Origin of the sequence: Paraburkholderia sp. Tr-20389 (genome assembly GCF_017104565.1) — a bacterium.
Classification (GTDB): Bacteria; Pseudomonadota; Gammaproteobacteria; order Burkholderiales; family Burkholderiaceae; genus Paraburkholderia.
Genome location: NZ_JAAGPD010000003.1, coordinates 327,052 through 346,768 on the forward strand (window position 1 = coordinate 327,052; position 19,717 = coordinate 346,768).

Annotated in this window: 16 protein-coding genes and 1 pseudogene; 10 read left to right on the forward strand and 7 right to left on the reverse strand. The window is 63.9% G+C overall.

The features are described 5' to 3' along the window. Window positions 1-235: 235 nt before the first annotated feature. Entirely contained in the window at window positions 236-3,673 is a 3,438-nt protein-coding gene (locus G3N95_RS07360; RefSeq protein ID WP_205969341.1) for a DNA-binding protein, read from the forward strand. 78 nt (window positions 3,674-3,751) lie between these two features. Here the strand turns inward: G3N95_RS07360 and G3N95_RS07365 are convergent, their stop codons facing one another. Then, complete coding sequence (locus tag G3N95_RS07365; RefSeq protein WP_028363775.1) at window positions 3,752-4,177, reverse strand: VOC family protein; 426 nt, start codon at window positions 4,175-4,177, stop codon at window positions 3,752-3,754. A gap of 126 nt (window positions 4,178-4,303) precedes the next feature. Here G3N95_RS07365 and G3N95_RS07370 point away from each other — a divergent pair, with 126 nt between their 5' ends. Continuing rightward, window positions 4,304-5,203 carry a LysR family transcriptional regulator gene (locus tag G3N95_RS07370; protein ID WP_205969342.1) on the forward strand — a complete coding sequence of 300 codons (900 nt, stop codon included), beginning with the start codon at window positions 4,304-4,306 and terminating at the stop codon, window positions 5,201-5,203. A 10-nt stretch (window positions 5,204-5,213) separates the two neighbouring features. On the opposite strand, the gene G3N95_RS07375 is transcribed toward G3N95_RS07370, so the two are convergent. Further along, window positions 5,214-6,245 carry a LacI family DNA-binding transcriptional regulator gene (locus G3N95_RS07375; protein WP_205969343.1) on the reverse strand — a complete coding sequence of 344 codons (1,032 nt, stop codon included), beginning with the start codon at window positions 6,243-6,245 and terminating at the stop codon, window positions 5,214-5,216. A gap of 149 nt (window positions 6,246-6,394) precedes the next feature. On the opposite strand from G3N95_RS07375, the gene G3N95_RS07380 reads away from it, so the two are divergent. After that, the gene (locus tag G3N95_RS07380; RefSeq protein ID WP_205969344.1) at window positions 6,395-7,450 is read left to right on the forward strand and encodes a sugar ABC transporter substrate-binding protein; all 1,056 of its coding nucleotides are present in this window, start codon (window positions 6,395-6,397) and stop codon (window positions 7,448-7,450) included. 55 nt (window positions 7,451-7,505) lie between these two features. Continuing rightward, complete coding sequence (locus G3N95_RS07385) at window positions 7,506-8,507, forward strand: fatty acid desaturase (RefSeq protein ID WP_205969345.1); 1,002 nt, start codon at window positions 7,506-7,508, stop codon at window positions 8,505-8,507. 64 nt (window positions 8,508-8,571) lie between these two features. Here the strand turns inward: G3N95_RS07385 and G3N95_RS07390 are convergent, their stop codons facing one another. Beyond that, window positions 8,572-9,744, reverse strand: coding sequence for a thiolase family protein (locus G3N95_RS07390; RefSeq protein ID WP_205969346.1), 1,173 nt, complete (start codon window positions 9,742-9,744; stop codon window positions 8,572-8,574). A 59-nt stretch (window positions 9,745-9,803) separates the two neighbouring features. After that, a complete protein-coding gene (locus tag G3N95_RS07395) occupies window positions 9,804-11,108 on the reverse strand; it encodes an MFS transporter (RefSeq protein ID WP_205969347.1) in 1,305 nt (434 codons plus the stop codon). A 326-nt stretch (window positions 11,109-11,434) separates the two neighbouring features. Between G3N95_RS07395 and G3N95_RS07400 the strand changes: the two genes are divergently transcribed. Both G3N95_RS07400 and G3N95_RS07405 read left to right on the forward strand, forming a co-directional pair. Beyond that, the gene (locus G3N95_RS07400; protein ID WP_205969348.1) at window positions 11,435-12,202 is read left to right on the forward strand and encodes an SDR family NAD(P)-dependent oxidoreductase; all 768 of its coding nucleotides are present in this window, start codon (window positions 11,435-11,437) and stop codon (window positions 12,200-12,202) included. Between the two features lie 11 nt (window positions 12,203-12,213). Beyond that, window positions 12,214-13,017 carry an enoyl-CoA hydratase-related protein gene (locus tag G3N95_RS07405; protein ID WP_205969349.1) on the forward strand — a complete coding sequence of 268 codons (804 nt, stop codon included), beginning with the start codon at window positions 12,214-12,216 and terminating at the stop codon, window positions 13,015-13,017. Window positions 13,018-13,036: 19 nt separating this feature from the next. Here the strand turns inward: G3N95_RS07405 and G3N95_RS07410 are convergent, their stop codons facing one another. Further along, a complete protein-coding gene (locus G3N95_RS07410; protein WP_205969350.1) occupies window positions 13,037-13,936 on the reverse strand; it encodes a LysR substrate-binding domain-containing protein in 900 nt (299 codons plus the stop codon). A gap of 173 nt (window positions 13,937-14,109) precedes the next feature. Here G3N95_RS07410 and G3N95_RS07415 point away from each other — a divergent pair, with 173 nt between their 5' ends. Continuing rightward, window positions 14,110-16,101 carry a CoA transferase gene (locus G3N95_RS07415; RefSeq protein WP_205969351.1) on the forward strand — a complete coding sequence of 664 codons (1,992 nt, stop codon included), beginning with the start codon at window positions 14,110-14,112 and terminating at the stop codon, window positions 16,099-16,101. A 123-nt stretch (window positions 16,102-16,224) separates the two neighbouring features. Continuing rightward, window positions 16,225-17,556, forward strand: a complete 1,332-nt coding sequence (locus G3N95_RS07420; RefSeq protein WP_205969352.1) for an ATP-binding protein — start codon at window positions 16,225-16,227, stop codon at window positions 17,554-17,556. 24 nt (window positions 17,557-17,580) lie between these two features. On the opposite strand, the gene G3N95_RS07425 is transcribed toward G3N95_RS07420, so the two are convergent. Together G3N95_RS07425 and G3N95_RS07430 are read right to left on the reverse strand one after the other, a co-directional pair. After that, window positions 17,581-18,072, reverse strand: coding sequence for an SRPBCC family protein (locus G3N95_RS07425; protein ID WP_205969353.1), 492 nt, complete (start codon window positions 18,070-18,072; stop codon window positions 17,581-17,583). Further along, window positions 18,044-18,412: a metalloregulator ArsR/SmtB family transcription factor gene (locus G3N95_RS07430; RefSeq protein WP_205969354.1), complete on the reverse strand. Its 369-nt coding sequence runs from the start codon at window positions 18,410-18,412 to the stop codon at window positions 18,044-18,046. Before G3N95_RS07430 ends, G3N95_RS07425 begins: the two co-directional genes overlap by 29 nt. Window positions 18,413-18,541: 129 nt before the next feature. Here G3N95_RS07430 and G3N95_RS07435 point away from each other — a divergent pair, with 129 nt between their 5' ends. Both G3N95_RS07435 and G3N95_RS40490 read left to right on the forward strand, forming a co-directional pair. Then, window positions 18,542-19,357, forward strand: a complete 816-nt coding sequence (locus G3N95_RS07435) for a class I SAM-dependent methyltransferase (RefSeq protein WP_205969355.1) — start codon at window positions 18,542-18,544, stop codon at window positions 19,355-19,357. Window positions 19,358-19,391: 34 nt separating this feature from the next. Then, a pseudogene (locus G3N95_RS40490) lies at window positions 19,392-19,717 on the forward strand (hypothetical protein); the annotation flags it as partial.

The window sequence follows — 19,717 nt, forward strand, 5'->3', positions numbered from 1 at the left end:
GCTGCTCCCCAACGTGTGTGTTCGTCTTTACTTTAGGTTTTGATAGTTTAGGTGTCAAGTAAATTTCCATTGGCCGGCTTGCAGACATTCCGGCGGCTGATCCGACCCGCCGCCGCCGATCGCAAATGCTTACTGGATGAGCATTGGCACGCTTCTTCCATCGCGAAGACCGCCGATCGTAGTAACGTATCGAAAAATTGGTCTTTCGCCCGGCCAGTTGATTCTTGAGGCGCTTATGTCCACAGACGCAGACACCACCATGATTGACGAGCAGGTCGCAGCCGTTGCAGACCGCATGACGGAAGAAGGCCGTCTGGTTTCCCCTGTCACCATCTGGGCGGAGGTTCGCAGCGGCTCGATCGTTGCCGTTGCCGCCGCCTTGCAACGCTGGCGCGACGCGCGCGAGCCGCAGATCCCGCAGGCGCAGGCCCAGAAGGCCCTGCCGGGCGAGTTCGCGGAAACCTTGATGGAGGTCGCGCGCCGGATCTGGACAGCTTCCCAGGACGATGCGGAGCGGCTTCTCAACCAGGGTCTCGGCGCGGCGAACCAGCAGGTCGACGTGTTTCGCAAGGAGCGCGACGAAGCGCTCGCCGCCTGGCAGAAGACGGGCGAGGAAGTCGAAACGGGGCGCGAACGGCTGGACGGCCTGCGCAACGACCTGCGCGCGGTGCAGGATTCCGCCAGCCAGGTGAAGATCGAGCTTGCGGCGGCGACCGCCCGCGCAGAGACGGCGGAGGCCAGCATCGAGGATCTGAGCCAGCGCGCATCGGCGGGTGAAGCAAAACTGGCCGCCATTCAGACCTCGCTTGAAGATCAGCATCGGGCCAACGAGTGGCTCGCCGCGACGGTGTCGAGCAAGAACGAAGAGATCGTGCGGATCGGCCGGGAGCGAGACGACGCGCGTCGGCAGGTCGCGACGCTCGACGAAGCGTGCCAGGCGAAATCGGAAGAAGCGGAGCGCTTGTCGCAGCAGGCCAGCGAGGCCGTGTCGCGCGCCGACGCCGCGATCGCTCAGGCGAACGAGAGCGCCGCGCGCCTCGCGACCGTCGAGACCGACCTGAGCGACACCCGCAACTCACTTGCCACCGAGCGCGACGCGGCGCTGGAATATGCCGCCGAAGTGGCCGCACAGCGCGTCGAACTGGAGCGCATTGGGCGCGATCTGAACGACTCGCGTGCACAGGTCAGCGCGATGACGGAGGCGCAGGCGCTTGCCAGCGCCGAGCTGGAACTGGCGAAGCAGACCTCATCGACAGCGAACGAGCGTGCGGAGACCGAAGGGCAGCGCGCCGCGCAGCTCGAACAGAGTCTGACGGTCGAGCGCGAGGCCACGGCGGCGCAGCGTGACGAACTGCTGCGCGTGACGCGCGAACTGGAAGAAGCGCGGACCCAGGTCACTACGCTGACAGAGGCGCAGACGGCGGCGAGCGCTGAACTGGCGCGCGTGTCGCAGGATGCATCGGTGGCGAGGCAACGGGCAGACGCCGCGGAGCAGCGTGCGACGCAACTGGAGCAGAGCCTGTCGGTGGAGCGCGAGGCGACGGCCGCACAAGGCGAAGAGCTTCAGCGTGTCACGCGCGAACTGGACGAGGCACGGTCGAAGATCAGCGGGCTCACGGACGCGCAAACGGCGGCGACGGCGGAACTGGCGCGGGTCACGCAAGACGCATCGTCGGCGAAGGAACGGGCGGACGCGGCAGAGCAGCGCGCGGCGCAACTGGAGCAAGGTCTCGCTGCCGAGCGTCAGGCGACGGCGGCACAGAGCGACGAACGGCAGCGTGTCGAGCGCGAACTGGACGAAGCGCGTGCAAAGATCGACGCGTTGACGGGCGAGCTTGCCGCCGCGGGCGCCGATGTGGCGCGCCTGAGTCAGGAGGCGTCTGCCGCGAAGGAGCAGGCTGCCGGACTGGAGCAGAGCCTCGCCGCCGCACGGGAAGCGACGGTCATGCGCACCGGCGAGTTGCAGCGCGTGACGCAGCAACTCGAAGAGGCGCGGACGCAGATCAACACCCTCACCGAATCGCAAACGGCGGCCGACGCCGAACTCGCGCGCGTCAAGCAGGACGTCACCGCCGCGACGGAGCGGGCCCAAACAGCCGAACAGCGTGCCGTCGAACTGGAGCAAACCCTTGCAGCCGAGCGGGAGAGCGCCGCAACGCGCAGCAATGAAGCGGCGGCTCAATCCAATGAATTGCAGCGCGTCATGCGCGAACTCGCGGATGCGGGCCAGCAGATCGCCACCCTGACCGATGCGCAAACGGCAGCAGCGGCGGAACTCGCGACAGTGACGCAAGATGCATCGGCGGCAAAGAGCCGTGCGGAAGCGGCCGAGCAGCAGGTCACGCAGCTGGAGCAAAACCTCGCAGCAGAACGCGACGCGGCGACGGCGCGCAACAATGAATCGTTGGCTCAACTGGAAGAAGCGCGTAAGCAAAGCAGCGCGCTGTCCGACGCGCAAGCGGCGGCCAATGCCGAACTGGCGCGGCTGACGCAGGACGCATCCGCTGCGAAAGAAAGAGCGGACGCTGCCGAGCGGCAAGCGGCCCAGCACGAACAGACGCTCGCGACGGAACGCGACGCAGCGACTGCACGAAACAACGAAGCGTCGGCGCAGAGCAGCGAATTGCAGCGTGTCACGCGCGAACTGGACGAAGCGCGTTCGAAGATCGATGCATTGACGGGCGCGCAGACATCCGCCGATGCGGAATTGAAGCGGCTCGCGCAGGATGCATTGACGGCGAAGGAACGAGCGGATGCAGCCGAACGCCAGACCGCGCAACTCGAACAAAGCCTCGCATCGGAACGCGATGCAGCGTCGGCGCACGGCACGGAAGCCTCTGCGCAACGCGAAGAACTGCAGCGCGTCAAACAGGAACTCGACGAAGCGCGCAAGCAGGTCGACACGCTGACGCAAGCGCAGACGTCGGCGAGTTCCGAGTTGAAGCGCCTCGAACAGGACGCGTCGGCCGCGAAGGCAAGAGCGGATGCAGCTGAACAGCAGGCGGCTCAATCGAAGCAGAGCCTCGCTTCCGAACGCGAGGCCACGGCCACGCGCAACGACAAGGCATCGACGCAACTCGACGAGTTGCAACGCGCAACGCGCGAACTCGATGAAGCGCGCGCGCAGATCAGCGCGATGAGCGAGTCGCAGACGGCGGCCAGCGCCGAACTGGCGCGCGCCACGCAAGACGCGTTTGCCGCGAAGGAGCGGGCGGATGCAGCGGAACAGCGCGCAGCCGAACTCGCACAAAGCCTCGCCGACCGGCCGCGCGTGCAGGTTGCCGCGAAAGATGGCGAACAGCCGGGCGGAATCGATATCGCGGAAGAGATCGCGTCCTTGCAACGCCAGCTTGCCGCACAGTCGAAAGCGCACACGAAGGCCTACAACGATCTCCGCGCGAATGCCGACCAGTGGGTGACGTACGCGAAGGACATCAAGCAGCGGCTCGACCAGGCGAACGAAAAGATTCTCTTCATCGATGCGCGCAGCACGGGCGAAGCCGCGCTGCTACGCAGGCTCTCGTTCGAACTGGAGCGGCTCAAGCCCGATCACGAACTGGTGTTCCGCGAGGCGCAAAAGAAGCTGATCGGTGCAACGATGGCGCAGCAACTCGCGCAGAAGGGCTATTCGTACGATCCGGCGACGGCTGTCATGTCGAAGGTTGAGGGCTGACGCGCGTTTCAGCCGGTGATCGATATCGTGCTGCGCGAGAACCTGCCGTGAAGCGACGTGGCGCTTCACGGCATGGCATCACTTCGCAAACAGCTGGCCGATATCCTTGAACGCCTTGAACTCGAGTGCATTGCCGCACGGATCGAACAGGAACATCGTGGCCTGTTCGCCGACCTGCCCCTGAAAGCGGATGTACGGCTCGATCACGAACTTTGTGCCGAACGACCTGAGCCGCGCCGCGAGCGCTTCCCACTGATCCCATTCGAGCACGATGCCGAAGTGCGGCACGGGTACGTCGTGACCGTCGACGGGATTGCTGTGCACGCTCTCTTGCGATGCCGTCTTCGGATGCTCGTGAATCACCAACTGATGACCGAAGAAGTTGAAGTCGACCCACTGCTGGCTGGAGCGGCCTTCTTCGAGCCCGAAGACGCGTCCATAGAAGTCACGCGCGGCGGGAAGATCGTAGACGGGAATGGCCAGATGAAAAGGCGAAAGGCTCACTGAGTTCTCCATTGCGGGTTTTCTGTTGTGGGGCGCATGGGGCGCCAATAACGCACTGATAATACGCAGCGAGATAGTAAAATAAAATCAATATATTATTTCATCAAACACAAACGGAATTGATCAATGCTCCGTGAGCTGAAGACGCTGATCGCGGTTGCGCAGGAAGGCACGTTCGCGGCGGCCGGCAGCAGAATCGGCCTGACACAAGCGGCTGTCAGCGCGCAGATGCAACGGCTCGAAGCCGAGTTCGGCTTTGCGCTGTTCGACCGCGAAGGGCGAACAGCGCGCCTCAATGCGATGGGCCAGCAGGTGCTCATGCAGGCGCAGGAAGTCGTCCGGCTTTATAACAACCTGAGTTCGATGGCGGCGGACCCGGCGGCCAACGTGCGCGTGAATATCGGCGCGATTGCATCGGTGCAGCGCTCGTGGCTGCCCGATGCGTTGGCCCGGTTTCATGCGCAATGCGCCGGATGCAGAACGCGGGTGATTCCGGGCGTGTCGATGGAGTTGCTGAACCTGGTCGATGCGGGCGAGATCGATATCGCAGCCATCATTCGTCCGCCGTTTTCGTTTCAGAGCGATCTGCGCTGGACGACGCTCGCGCAAGAACCTTTCACGCTCATCGTGCCGCGTAGCGTGAAGGGCAAGGACTGGGCGGCGCTGCTGTCGGAACAGCCGTTCATTCGTTACGATCGCGCGTCGTTCGGCGGCCGTCAGGTGGATCGCTTCCTGCGCCGGATGCACTTCACCGTGCGTGAAGTGTGCGAACTCGACGAACTCGAAGCGATCGTCAGACTGGTCGAGAACGGCGTCGGCGTGGCGATCGTGCCGCAAACGGCGACGTACCGGCGTTGGCCCGCGAAAGTGCGTGCCGTCGACCTCGGGCATCACACCTTTCATCGCGATGTCGGGCTCGTGCATCGCGCGCCGCAGCATCTGAGCGAACCTGTGAAACTGTTGCTGCAACTCATCGAAGCGCAGGCGCGCAAGAAGCCGTCAGCTCAGGACCATCAGGCGCAGTGAAGCTGCTGCCTCACGGAGCGGGCGGCAGATTTTCCTGCAGATAGATCGACATCGGCGTCTGCAACGGAAGACCTGAAGGCGTACCACGGTTGTAGTGTCCCAGTATCGCTTCCACGGCGCGCACGGCTTCCACGAATGGGCTTTGATCGAGCACGGCATCCATCACGCCTTCTATCAGCAGCGCGCGGCTGATCTCCGTCAGTTCATGGCCGATCAGCACGGTCGAGTGCTCGCGTTTCAATGCCTTGAGCGCGCGTGCAATGCCTTCGTCTCCGACCGATAGATTGTAAATACCTCTTAAATCAGGGTACTTTTTGAAGGCGTCGCGCGTCAGACGCTCGGTCGATTTCTCGTCTTCGCGGCTCTCGACTGTCGCGACCACCTCGCACGCCGGAAACTTGCGACGCATCACCGAACGGAACGCGCCTTCGCGTTCCTCGTGGCCGAGATACGTGCGCAGCCCCGCGATCACGATGACCTGCCCGCCGTCGCGGCCAATGAAGCGGCCCATCAATTCGCCTGCCGTTCTTCCTGCACAACGGTTGTCGATGCCGACGTACGCGAGCCGTCCCGTATCCGGCAAGTCGCTCGCGAGTGTCACGACGGGAATCTTGCGCGCGACCCGCGAAATCGCATCGACGACGACGCTGTGCTCGTACGCCACGACGATCATCGCGTCGGCCTTTTGCGATGCCCGATTGATGACGGCCGCGAGCGATTGCGGTTCGAGATCGTCGAAGAACGTGAGATGGCACACCACGCGATGCGTTTCGAACGACTTCTGCGCCAGTTCGAAACCTTGTTGCAGCGCGACGTAATACGGCGACGAAGGCTTTTGCGTGAGGATCGCGATGCGCAGCCAGCGCACCGAGACTTCGCCGAGTGCGCGGTCCATCTTGAGCTTGCGCGCCCATTCGAGCACGCGCGATTCCTTCTCGCGCGCGACGCCGCCACGCCCGTTCAGCACGCGCTCGACGGTCGAATAGCTGACGCCCGAGGCCTTCGCGACATCTTCCATCGTCGGCTTTCGTCTGACGTTCATGCCGTGCCTCCAGTTTGAGGAAATATCCTCAACAAACCGTTTGAGAGCGGAGATTCGATCAACTAGATTTTAACCACCGGAAGCGAACAGGCGTCATCGATAAGACGCTGCACATATGCGCATTCCGTCGATCACAGGAGACAAACATCATGAACAAGCCCCGCTTCCTCGCATTCACACGCCCGCTCAAACGCATCGCCGCTGCGCTCGCGGCACTGACGCTGGTCACAGGTCTGGCGGCAAACGGCGCCGCCGCCGAAGAACGCTTCGTGATGGTCAGCCACGGCTCGGATTCGAACGTCTGGTGGAACACCGTCAAGAACGGCATGCGCGACGCGAGCGAAGACTTCAACGTGCCCGTCGATTACCGCAATCCGCCTACGGGCGATACGGGCGACATGGTGCGCATCCTCGAACAGGCGGCGGCGCGCAACTACTCGGGCGTGATCACGACGGTGCCGAACTTCGAGATGATTCAGAAGGGCCTGCAAGGCGTGAAGGCGAAGCATATTCCGCTCGTCACGATCAACGGCGGACCCGACTCGGGCATGAAGCTCGGCGCGCTGATGCATATCGGCCAGCCTGAATACGAGGCGGGCAAGGCGGCAGGCGAGCGCGCGAAGGCAGCGGGCATCCATGAGTTTCTGTGCGTGAATCACGGCGCCGATATTCAGGCGCTGTGGGACCGCTGCAAGGGTTTCGCGGATGCGATCGGCGTCGACTACAAGAAGGCGACGATGGACAGCGGCGAAGACCCGACGGTGATCGAAAGCAAGGTCGCCGCGTATCTGCGTTCGCATCCGACGACCCAAGCGATTCTCGCGCTCGGCCCCGATCAGGCGACGGGCGTGCTGCGCGGCGTGAAGGACGCAGGCATGAGCGGCAAGATCTACGTCGCCACCTTCGATCTTTCTCCCGACATCCTCAAGTCGATCCAGGCCGGGCAGATCGCGTTTGCGATCGACCAGCAGCCGTATCTGCAGGGCTATCTGTCCGTTGCCGCAATGGCGATAGCGATTCGCGACAAGACCAGCGATCCGGCTCGCATCGTCGCGGCGCTCAAGGACGACAAGAAGGTCACCGCGCGTCTCGCGAAGTACGACCTGAAGCCGGTCTATACGGGCTCGACGGTCAGCTCCGGGCCGAGCTTCGTGACCCGCGACAACATCGCGCCCGTCCAGAAGTACGCAGGCTCGTATCGCTAGTCGCATCGGATCCGAATACGGCAACGCACTCCGCACTTCGCGAAGGGATAACGCAATGAACATCGACATGAATTCGTGGCACCGCGTCGACATCGACCGCAAGGCGCTCAAGGACTTTTCCACGCGCTCCGACGCACGCGGCATCTTGCACGCGGGCGGCTTCTTCGCCCTCGTCGTTGCGACAGGTGTGCTCGCGTGGTTCTCGCTGGGCACGGCATGGGTGATTCCCGCCTTCCTGCTGTACGGAACGGTGTTCGCGTTCAGCGAGGCCGCCGCGCACGAGCTGGGGCACGGCACCGTGTTCAAGACGCGCTGGCTGAACGAAGCGGTCTACTGGGTGATCTGCTTCATGTCGTGGCGCGAGCAGGTGTACAGCCGCTGGCTTCACGCGAAGCATCACACGTACACGCATCTGACGGCGGCGCCGTATAAAGACCCGGAACTCGCATTCAAGCATCGCCCGCACAGCTACATCAAACTGGTGACTGACTTCGTACGCGTGTCACACGGCATGCAGTTTCTCACTGCGACCTTTCTGCATAGCTTCGGCATCGTCACGAAGGGCGCGAAAGAGGTCGTGCCCGAAGCAGAATACAAGAAGATGTGCGACAACTCGCGTGTGCTGCTGGCCTGCTATGTCGCGGTGTTCGTCTGGGCGGTGCTGGCGCACAGCTGGCTGCCCGTCATGTTTCTGTTCCTGCCGCGCGCATATGGGACGTGGCTGCACGAGCTGTGTGCACTGACCCAGCACACGGGCCTGAAGGAGAACGTGCTCGATCATCGCGTGTCGAGCCGCACGGTCAAGGTCAACTGGGTGGTGCGCTTTCTCTACTGGAACATGAACTTCCATATCGAACATCACATGTTCCCGAGCGTGCCGTTTCATGCGCTGCCGAAGTTCCATGAAGCGCTGGCGTCGCAAATGCCGCAACCCTACGTGGGACTCTGGTCGGCATGGCGCGAAATTCTGATGATCTTCGCCAGGCAGCGGCGCGATCCCGAGTATGTCGTCGTGCGCGAATTGCCGGTTGGCAAGCGCGGTAACGTGGTGGCGTGACAGTCGTCGACGCAAGCGGTCGCGCCGCGTGCAGAACGCGGCGCGACTTCAATGCGGACCGGGATCAGGTCGACAGAATCGTGACGAGCGCGACGGCCGAATCGCCCGCCAGTTGACCGCCGTTGTTCTCGGCGAGCGCCACCTTCGCCCCCGGCCGTTGCCGCGCGCCCGCCTTGCCGCGCAACTGCTGCGTGAGTTCGACGATCTGCGCGACACCCGTCGCGCCCACGGGATGGCCGCGCGACAGCAGACCGCCGCTCGGATTCACCGAAATGCGTCCGCCGATATCCGTATCGCCCGAACGGATCAGCTTCGGCGCATCGCCGGGTGCGCACAGGCCCAGGTTCTCGTAGTGAATGAGTTCCGCGGGCGCGGAGGCGTCGTGCAGTTCGACGACGTGCACGTCCGACGGACCGATGCCCGCCTCTTCGTATGCGGCGTTCGCCGCGCGCACCGCGACCAGTTCGCCGGATCCATCCGCCTTCGCCGACACGATGGAACTCGCGCGGATGAACACGGGGCGAATGTCGTGCTTCTCCGCATAGTCTTCCGAGCAGATGAATAGCGCCGCGCCGCCGTCGCCGATCGACGAGCACATGAAGAGCGTCAACGGATCGCTGACCATCCGGCTCGCGAGCACTTCGTCGACGCTCGTTTCGTTGCGGAATTGCGCATGCGGATTCAACGCTCCCGCGCGGCGGCTCTTCACGACGACACGCGCGAAGTCGCTCGCATCGGCGCCCGTCTTGTCCATCCACTTGCGTGCCTTCGCCGCGTAGAGATCCATGAAAAGCGAGCCCGTGCCTGTCGTCACGCCTTCGGGCAGCGGCTCTTCGAGATCGACGGCCTTCGCGAACGCGCCGAACGAGATCGCCTTGTCCTCATGCGTGAGCTTTTCGACGCCGACGACCAGCGCGGTCTCCGATTGTCCCGAAGCGACCGAAAGCCATGCGAGATTCAACGCCGAACTGCCGGAAGCGCAGGCGTTCTCGACATTGAACATCGGCTTGCCGTCGAGCCCGGTATTGCGCAGCGACGACTGCGCGCGAATCATCTCCTGACCCGTGACGACACCCGCCGCCGCATTGCCGAAGAAGACGCGATCGACGTCGTTCACCGTGGCGCGCGCATCCTTCAATGCGAGCGACACCGCCTCTTCGGCGAGGGATTTCAGATTGCGATCGAGAAACTTGCCAAACGACGTCATGCCGACGCCGCCGATAACGACCTTGCGCATTACTGCCTCCAATGATTGACCTGCTGAACTTGCGATGACCGTGCGTCGAAGTGAGGCGCTCAGTCGAGAATCTTTCCGCGCGTCTCCGGCATCCGCGCATAGACCACGAAGCCGACGACGCACACGGCCGCGACATAGACCCACAGGTATTGCGACAAACCGGAACTCGACATCGCGGTGACGATATAGGGCAGCGTGCCGCCGAACAGCGCCGCCGATACCGCATAGGGAAGCGCCACACCCGTTGCCCGCACATGCGCGGGGAACTGCTCGGCCATCACCGTTGCGCAGGTCGCGGCGAATCCCGACGAGAGCAGCATGCCGATCGTGACGATGGCGGTTGCGCTCCAGAAGTCGTTGCTGAGGAAGTGCAGCGCGGGCCATGCGAACAGCGCGGAGCCGCCCGCAAAGACGAGCAGCACGGGCTTGCGGCCGATACGGTCCGACAGCATGCCGATGAACGGAATCGCGATCAGCGAAACGACGATCGACATCACGCTTGCGCTGAATGCGTCGTGCAGCGGCAAACCCGTACGCAGATGCGCCAGCGTCGGGAACAGCACGAGCCACAGGTAGATGCACAGATTGCCCGCCATCGCGATACCGATGACGCGCAGTGCCGCGCGCCGATGTTCGCGAACGATCACGAGAAACGGATGGCGTGTGCGCTGATGCGCGGCGACGCTCTTTCTGAATGCGTCCGTTTCGGCGACGGCGAGGCGCACCCACAGCGCGACGAAGCCGAGCAATCCGGCGATCGCGAATGCGACGCGCCAGCCCCAGGACGCCATGCCCGCATGGTCGATCATCGACGTGAGGGTCGCGCCGATCAGCGCCGCCACCAGCACGCCGGCGTTGACCGCGAAGTGTTGCCACGAGCCCGCAAAGCCGCGCCGCGACGGCGCCGACGATTCGATCAGGAACGTCGACGCCGAGCCGAACTCTCCGCCTGCCGCGAAGCCCTGAATGAGCCGTGCGAGAACGAGAATGAGCGGCGCAGCGATGCCGATCGATTCATAACCGGGGCACACGGCGATGACGAGCGAACTGCCGGCCATCAATGCGACCGACAACGCGAGGCCGTTCTTGCGCCCGTGCCGGTCGGCATAAGCGCCGAGCAGCGCGCCGCCGATCGGCCGCATCACGAAGCCGACCGCGAACACGGCAAATGCCGAGAGCAGCGAGACGCGATCGTTGTTAGCCGGAAAGAAGTGTCGCGAGAAGAGCGCGGCGAAGGTCGCGTAGATGATCCAGTCAGTGAATTCGACGATGGTGCCGAGCGTCGCCGCGACGATGGCTTTTCGCTGCGCTCGTGTGAGCGGTGTCGCGGGTTCCTGGGCGACGCCCGGAAGGATGGTGTCCATGTTGTCTCCGTGTCTCTTTGTGGTGAGCGCGCGCTGGCTGCACGACGCATGCGGAACGTGCGGGATGTATCGCCTGAAACGTGCGACACGGCGTTTGGCCCTGCACATGGACGCATCCTAGGTTTCGCGTGACAGGCCGCGCAAACGACATTTTTTGCGCTGTCGATTGAGTTTTTTTGCGTCGAACCCGCAGTCCGCCAACGCGCGGGCATCGAGTGTTTCGATTGAGGGAAAGTCAATCGAAGCCGCTAAAAAAGTCGTTTGAGCGCGGTGCATCGTGCGCCCTAGCATGGAATGCACAGGCTTTCATTCCACGGAGACACGCCATGAACGCATCACCCCACAACCCATCCGCCGAGGTCGCCGTCGTCACGGGCGGCGCGAAGGGCATCGGCTTCGGCATCGCGGCGGCGCTCGCCCGCAGCGGCCAGCGCATCGCGCTGTTCGATCTCGATCGCGTGGCGCTCGATCAGGCTGCAAGTGCGCTCGCTGCCGAAGGTGCGGAGGTGATCGGTCTGCCCGTCGACGTGACGGATGGCGCATCCGTGAACGACGCCGTCGAAGCCGTCGCCGGGCGCTTTGGCCGCATCGACGTGCTGGTGAACAACGCGGGCATCGTGCGCGACAAGCGGATCACGAAGATGAGCGACGACGACTGGGACGCCGTGATCGGCGTGAACCTCAAGTCGCAGTTTCTGTGTTGCCGGGCGGTGCTCACGCATATGAGCGGCGCGCGCTACGGGCGCATCGTGAACATTTCGTCGCGCGCGTGGCTGGGCGGCGTCGGACAGTCGAACTATTCGGCGGCGAAGGGCGGCGTGGTGAGCCTCACGCGCAGTCTCGCGCTCGAATGGGCGAGCGCCGGCATCACCGTGAATGCGGTCGCGCCGGGTATCGTCGATACACCGCTTTTTCAGGCATTCGATGCAGAGCTTCAGGCGCGCCTCAAGCAGTCGGTGCCCGTGCAGCGCATCGGCACGCCGGACGATATCGCGCAAGCCGTGCTGTTCTTTGCGCAGCGTGAAGCGTCGTACATCACGGGGCAGACGCTGTATGTATGCGGCGGCCGCTCGCTGTCGTCGCCTAGCGTCTGAAGGAGCGGATCATGACCATTCACTACAGCGTGTCGGACCATGTGGCCATCGTGAGCCTGGATCGTCCCGAGGCCCTCAACGCACTCGACCTCGACAGCCTGAAGGCATTGCGCGCGGCGCTCGCCGAAGCGCGCGACGACGACGACGTGCGCGTGATCGTGCTCACGGGCTCGGGACACAAGTCGTTCTGCGTCGGCGCGGATCTGAAGAATACGCAGCCGCCGGCAACGAATTTCGGGTCGTCGTTCGTCCGTTCCATCGATCGCGCAGCGGCCGAAGGCATCTATGTGCGGCTGATGGATCTCGGTTCGTTGCGCATCTTCAAGCCGATCATCGGTGCGATCAATGGCTATTGTCTTGGCGGTGGGCTCGAACTCGCGCTGCAATGCGATTTGCGGATCGCATCGAGCCACGCGGTGTTCGGCTTGCCGGAAGCCGTTGTCGCGAGCATTCCGGCCGTGTGCGGCATCCAGGCGCTGCAGAAAGCGGTGCCGTCGGCGATCGCGATGAAGATGCTGCTGACGGGCTGCAAGATCGACGCGGCCTACGCGGAGCGCGTGGGGCTCGTGTCCGATGTCGTCGAACCCGCCGCGCTGATGGACACCGCACGCGAACTCGCAGGCACGATTGCGGCGAATGGGCCGCTTGCCGTGCAGATGATCAAGAAAGTCGCTGAAACCAGCAGCAATGTGCCACTTGCACAGGCGCTCGAATTCACCGAACTGGCGTGGGGCGCCATGCGCGATTCGGAAGATCGTGTGGAAGGGCGCAAGGCGTTCGCTGAGAAGCGCCAGCCGCAATTCAAGGGTCGTTGAACGGCGTGCGGTGTGGCGATCAGCTACGCGCTTCGCCGACGGAGAGCAGCCAGTTGCGGAACGCGGCGAACTCGGGATTCGACAGATGGTCGCGCGGATAGATCAGGTAGTAAGTGAACGCACCCAGATCGAGCACGAAGGAAAAGGGCGTCACCAGCGTGCCGTCGCGCAGTTGATCGGCGACGAGCACGCGCTGCGCCATCGCGACGCCGACGCCTTGCGTCGCTGCGAAGTACGCGAGGATGGAGCTTTCGTAGCTGAGACCGCTCAACGGATTGACGCCGCGCACGCCGGCCGCGTCGAGCCATTTGGCCCAGTCCTCGCGGCGCGCCAGCGAATGCAGCAGCGGCACGTTGCGCAGCGATTCGGGTGTGGCGTCGCTAAGTTCGGGATGCGCGCGCAGAAACGCCGGACTGCACACGGGCACGAGTTCGTTCGGTACGAGGCGGTCATGACCGACATCCGATGACGGCGCATGCGACAGGCGGATCGCCGCATCGACGTCTTCCGTATTGAAGTCGACGGGTTGCAATGAGGTCGTGAGACTGACTTCGATGTCGGGATGCTCGCGATGAAACGCGGACAGACGCGGCAGCAGCCAGTTCATCGAGAACGTCGTGTAGCCGCGAATCTTGAGCGTGCGGCGGCGGCGCGCTTCCGTGAGGTTGATCGTCGCGGTGCGCATCGTTTCGAAGCCTCGCACGATGTCGGCGAGGTAACGCTCCCCCATCGGCGTCAGCGCGATCGCGCGATGTCCGCGTTCGAACAGCAGCACGCCGAGCTGATCTTCCAGCAGTTTGATTTGCCGGCTGACGGCCGCGGGCGTGACGTTGAGTTCGTTCGCGGCGAGCTGCACGCTGAGCAGTCTGCCGCAGACCTCGAAGGCGCGCAGCGCGTTGAGTGACGGAAGGGTTCGCATCCAAAAATGGTAGCACGCGCATCGCGCGGCGCATGCCGGGAAAGCTACGTAGAAAGGCGCTTGCGTTCACTTCAGCAAAACTCAATCGAGCGGGCAGGAAATGTCGTTTGAGCGCGTCTCCAACGCGCCGTATCGTTGGTTCAAAGCAATCTGTGAGACTCAAGGAGACAACCATGCTGAACGGTGTGCGAATTCTGGTCCGGGGTGCGCGCGACGCGCTCAGGCTCGGCGCGACGCTGCTCGAACGTGCGGGCGCGCAGGTGACGTTCGGCGAAGCGCAGCCGTCGGACGGATTCGCGTATGACGTGATCGTCGTTTCGTCGGACGTGAGTCCGCCGAGCGAGCGAAGCACGATCGCGGAGCTGAAGGCGGCGGGCGCGCATATCGTGTGCGACATCACTGCTACCGGGCCGCACGGTGCGCGCGCGGGTATGCGCGGGACCGACGCGCAGATTCAGGCGATCAGCGGACTGATGGACACCACGGGCTTTGCGCATGGCGAGCCCGCGCGGATCGGCGTGCCGTTCACGGAGATTTCGGCGGCGCTCTATGCGTGCGCCGCGATTGCGGCGGCCGTTCGTGTGAAGCGTTTGCGCGGCATCGTGCAGAACATCGACGTGACGCTGTTCGGTTGCGCGGCCAGTGCGCTCACGACGTTTCTGCCCACGGCATTTGCGCAAGGTACGGTGGGCCGCGTCGGCAATCGGCATCCTGCGTGCGCGCCCTGGAACGCATACGTGACGCGCGACGGCTGGATACTCATCTGCACCAGCACGGAAGAACAATGGCGCAAGATCAAAAGCGCGGCCCGCGTGCCGCCACTCGACGATCCGCGCTTCGCGACCTTGCGCGGACGTGTCGCGAACGTCGATGAACTCGATGCGCTGATCGAGACATGGACTGCCACGCTGTCGACGGAGGAATGCTTGCAGTTGTGCGAGCAGATCGGCGTCGCGGCCGGACCGATCGTGTCCGTCGCGGAGTTGAGCAGCGAGCCGAATTTCCGCACGCGGCATGCGGATGCGGCGATGCAGATCGACACGCAAGGCATCGATGGCGACACGTATCGCCGGGTGCCGATCTTCAACACGTCGCGTCTGACGAAGGACACCTGCGCTGCGCCGCGCATGAGCACGAGCGTGGACCGCACCGCGTACGGACAGCATACGGGTCCGCTTGCCGGCATCAAGGTCGTCGAGATCGGCCAGTACACGACGGCCCCGCTCGTCGGCAAGCACCTTGCGGCGCTTGGTGCGGAAGTCGTGAAGATCGAGCCGCCCGACGGCGAAGTGGCGCGTTCATGGACGCCGGGCCAGGCGGGGACGAGCTACTTTTTCGTGCTCAACAACACCGACAAGCAGACCATCGCGCTCGATCTGAAGCAGGAAGCCGACCGTGCTCATCTGAGTGGGCTGCTCGCCGATGCGGATGTCCTCGTCGAGAACCTGCGTCCGGGTGCGCTCGCAAAGCTCGGCTTCGATCGCGAAACGCTGGGCAAGATCAATCCGCGTCTGATCTATTGTTCGATTTCAGGTTTTGGCATCGCGTCCGCATATCCGGCAAGGCCCGCATTCGACACCGTGATTCAGGCGATGGGCGGGCTGATGGACCTGACGCGCAGCGCCGGCGAGCCGGTGAAGCTAGGCGCGTCGGGCGCCGACATTCTCGGGGGGCAGGCTGCGCTGCTCGCGATCGTCTCGTGCCTTGCGGATCCGGCGCGGGAGGACGGGACGTTCGTCGAAATATCGATGCAGGACGTGGCCGCGTGGTGTGCGCTGTTTGCGTCGGGCAATCGGGAGCCGCAGGGGATCGCGGTCGCGTGCATCGACGGTCATGTGTGGCTCGAAAGCGATCGACATGCCGATGCGGCGGCGCTCGCGGTTCGTGCACGCGATGCGCGATGCAGCATGCTGACGCGCGAGGCGGCAGTGACGGCGCTGGCGAACGCGGGTATCAGCGCAGTGCCGGTGGCACGCGTGCATGAACTGGTCGAAGACGGCAATTTTCTCGCAGACATGCTGAGCGTCGCGCGCGACGGGAGCGGGGCATTCTGGCCCGTCCTCAAGGTGCCGTACCGGTTGTCGCGCACGCCCGCGCGCGTACGCGCCGTGCCGGGCGCGCCCACGCGAACGGTCTCGGGCTGCTTCGCGACGTTCGCCGTCTGAGAACCCTTCTCACCGCTCTCTCGATCAAACGTTCGTCGGCCGCACTTCTTATGCTTTAGGATATCTGCCACTTTGCTGCACCCACAGCAGCGACGTGTTGCAGTTCCCTATAAGAGGTGTCGAATGAATGATCGACGGGGACGCACTGCCCGGTCCATCGCGGTGCGACTGACGTGGTGGATCGCGTGTGTGATCGTGGCGCTGAGCATCGCTGCCTGCGTGATGTCGTTTGCGGCCGCCTATGTCGAGGCGAACAAGCTGCAGGACGGTCACCTTCGCGAGATCGGCGCGCTGATCGATAACGGGGAAATCGTTCTGAAGCGATCGGCCGCCGCGTGGCACGACCGTGAAGATGCGGATGTGAGGCTCGTCATCACGCGCCTCGACCAGCCTTCGACGGAATCGGACGGGTTAATTCCCGTTTCTACGCTGTCCGCGCTTTCAGACGGCATGCATAACGTCGAGGTCAGGAACGAGAGCTGGCGCGTCAGCGTGCGCAGATTGACGAATGGCGAGCGCATTTCGGTCGCGGAACGTTCGGACATTCGCGACGAAATCGCCAGCGACGGCGCATTGAGAACGTTGCTGCCGATGCTCGCGCTGACGCCTGTTCTGATTGTCGTGGTGATCGTGCTGGTTCGCCGGATGTTGTTGCCGTTGCGGCATCTCGCGAAAGTCGTGGATCAGCAGGACGATGCGACGCTCGACGTGCTGTCCGAGCAGGGCATCCCCAAAGAGCTGCTTCCGTTCGTGACGTCGATCAACCGGCTCATCGGCCGGCTCAAGGACGCCATGTCACAGCAGCGCAGGTTTATCGCCGACGCCGCGCACGAGTTGCGTTCACCGCTTGCGGCGCTGTCCCTGCAGGCCGAGCATCTCGGTGCCGCGGACAATCCGCATGTGGCGCGGGAACGGCTCATCCGGTTTCAGGCTGCGCTCCGGCGCACGGTACGGCTCGTCGAGCAGCTGCTTGCACTTGCGCGTTCGCAGCACGGCTCCACGATGGAGCCGGCGGTCGTGTCCCTTCGGCAACTGGCCAGCGATGCCGTCGTCAATGCCGTCGACATGGCGCAGAGCAAGCAGGTGGATCTCGGACTGGAGACGGTCGACGATGTCGAAGTGGTCGCCGATGTCCCGGCGCTTGCGGTCGTATTGCGCAATCTCGTCGACAACGCGGTTCGCTACACGCCGGAGGGCGGCAGGGTCGATGTCTCGGTCACGCGCCGCGCAGGGGATCTGCTCATCGAAGTACGAGACACAGGGCCTGGCATCCCTGACGATCAGAAGCTGCGCGTACTCGAACCGTTTTATCGGATGCCGGGTACGGTCGCGGCGGGCAGCGGTCTCGGGCTTTCGATCGTGTCGGAAATCGCGCGGCGCAGCGGCGGTCAGCTTCTGCTGGAGAATGTCGATGGCGGATTGCGCGCCTGCTATCGGCATCCGCTGCGAAGCTGATCGCCGCCTGCGTGACACTCGCGCTTACTTCGAGGCGAGTGTGAGCGCGAAGTCGTCGAGTTGCGTGATGCAGGTGTTCCAGCCGTCGAAGAAACCCAGCTGTTCGTGCCGGTCGCGCGTCGCGACATCGGGATGCATCACGCGCGCCATATAACGGCTGCCCGCGCCTTCCGCTGACATCGCGATCTCGGCCGTGAAGCCGAGCCACGGCGTGTTGGGGCGCCAGCCCGCAGTGAGCATCGATGTGAACACGATGCGCGCCTGCGGAACGATGTCGAGAAAGCAGCCTGGGTTGTCGCTTGTACCGCCATCGGGCCCTTGCATGAAGGTGTGGAAGGCGCCGCCTGGACGCAGATCGAATGCGCGGACTTCCGTGGTCCAGGGCTTCGGACACCACCATTCCGTCAGCAGATCCGGTTCGGTCCACGCGCGCCACAGCGCGCTCACAGGCGCGCGCAGCGAGCGCGTGATGACGAGATCGTTCGCGTCAGCGCTTCCGACGGGTTCGTTTGACATGAGCCTGCTCCTCTTCATGAAGGTGTTCGACGAATTCGACCATACGGTCCGACCGTGCTTCCCACACGGCGCGTTGTTCGGCCAGCCACGTTTCGACTTCCGACAGCCTCGCCGGCACCAGCTCGCACGTGCGCGCGCGGCCCGCCTTGTGCGTGCGGATGAGACCGCTGTGCTCGAGCACGGCGAGGTGCTTCATGAACGAGGGCAGGGCGATGTCGAAGGGCTGCGCCAGCACCGAGACGGTCTGCGCCCCACGGCCCAGCATGCTGACGATCTCGCATCGCGTCGGATCGGACAGCGCCTGAAACACTTCGCTGATCGCTGCATGATAGTTAGCCATATGGCTAAGTATAGTGCAAGAAGATCGATGCAAAAGCACGGAGTGCGTGCGAGGCCTGCCGCTATCGAAACTCTCGCCTAAGCTGTCTGGGTGACGACATGCGTCGATCGCGACAACAGGAGACGTTCGATGACCACGTCCAACGACACAGGCTTTACCGGCTCGATACCGGACATCTACGAGCGCTACCTCGTGCCCATGCTGTTCGAACCGTATGCGCGCGATGTCGGCAGCCGTCTCGCGGCGATCGCGGCGTCGCGCGTGCTGGAGATTGCGGCTGGGACGGGCGTCGTCACGCGGGCGATGGCGGACGTGCTGCCGCCGCACGTGGAGTTGATCGCGACCGATCTCAACCAGGCGATGCTCGACCGCGCCGCGCAATCCGGCACGAGCAGACCGGTGACATGGCAGCAGGCCGACGCGATGCAACTCCCATTCGACGATGGCAGCTTCGATCTCGTCGTCTGCCAGTTCGGCGCGATGTTCTTTCCCGACCGGCCGCATGCCTTTTCCGAAGCGCGGCGCGTGCTGCGAAGCGGCGGCGTGTTGCTGTTCAACGTCTGGGACCGGATCGAGGAGAACACGGTGACCGAGACGGTTTCGGCTGCGCTCGACACGCTGTTCCCGGCAGATCCGCCGCGCTTCATGCAGCGAGTGCCGCACGGATACAGTGACACGAACGCCATCGCGCGCGATCTCGCGGGCGGCGGATTCGACGCGCCGCCGCGCATCGAGACAATCGCAAAACGCGGCTACGCGGAGTCCGCGGAGATCGCCGCGATGGCGTTTTGCCAGGGTACGCCGCTACGCGGCGAGATCGAGGCCCGGCGGGGCGCGACGCTCGACGAGGCGACCTCGGTGTGCGCGGCGGCCGTCCGCGAGCGCTTCGGGGATAGCGCAATCGACGGCAAACTTCAAGCGCACGTCGTCACTGCACAACGTTAAACGCGCGAAATTGTGTGTGTCGCGCCGCGTAACGATGGGTCAAAAGCCGCGTCCGCCTTGTGGGTCGGGCGTTTCGACCGATCCCGGCTGGAAATTGTTACACCTCTTACCGGAGGAGCCGGACGGCGTTACTAAAGGCTTTCAGACGGGCGGTTATACTCGCGCCGTCTCAAAAACTAATGACCTAACTATGTCGAAGCGAATCATTCAGATGGTGGCTATTGCAGCGCTGACGGCTGCGGCATCGTTGCCGGCAATGGCCGGCGATATGAACAATGCGCTTGGCGGCGCGCTCGGCGGCGTGGCCGGCGCAGCACTGGGCGGCGCGGTTGGCGGCAGCACGGGCGCCGTGATCGGCGG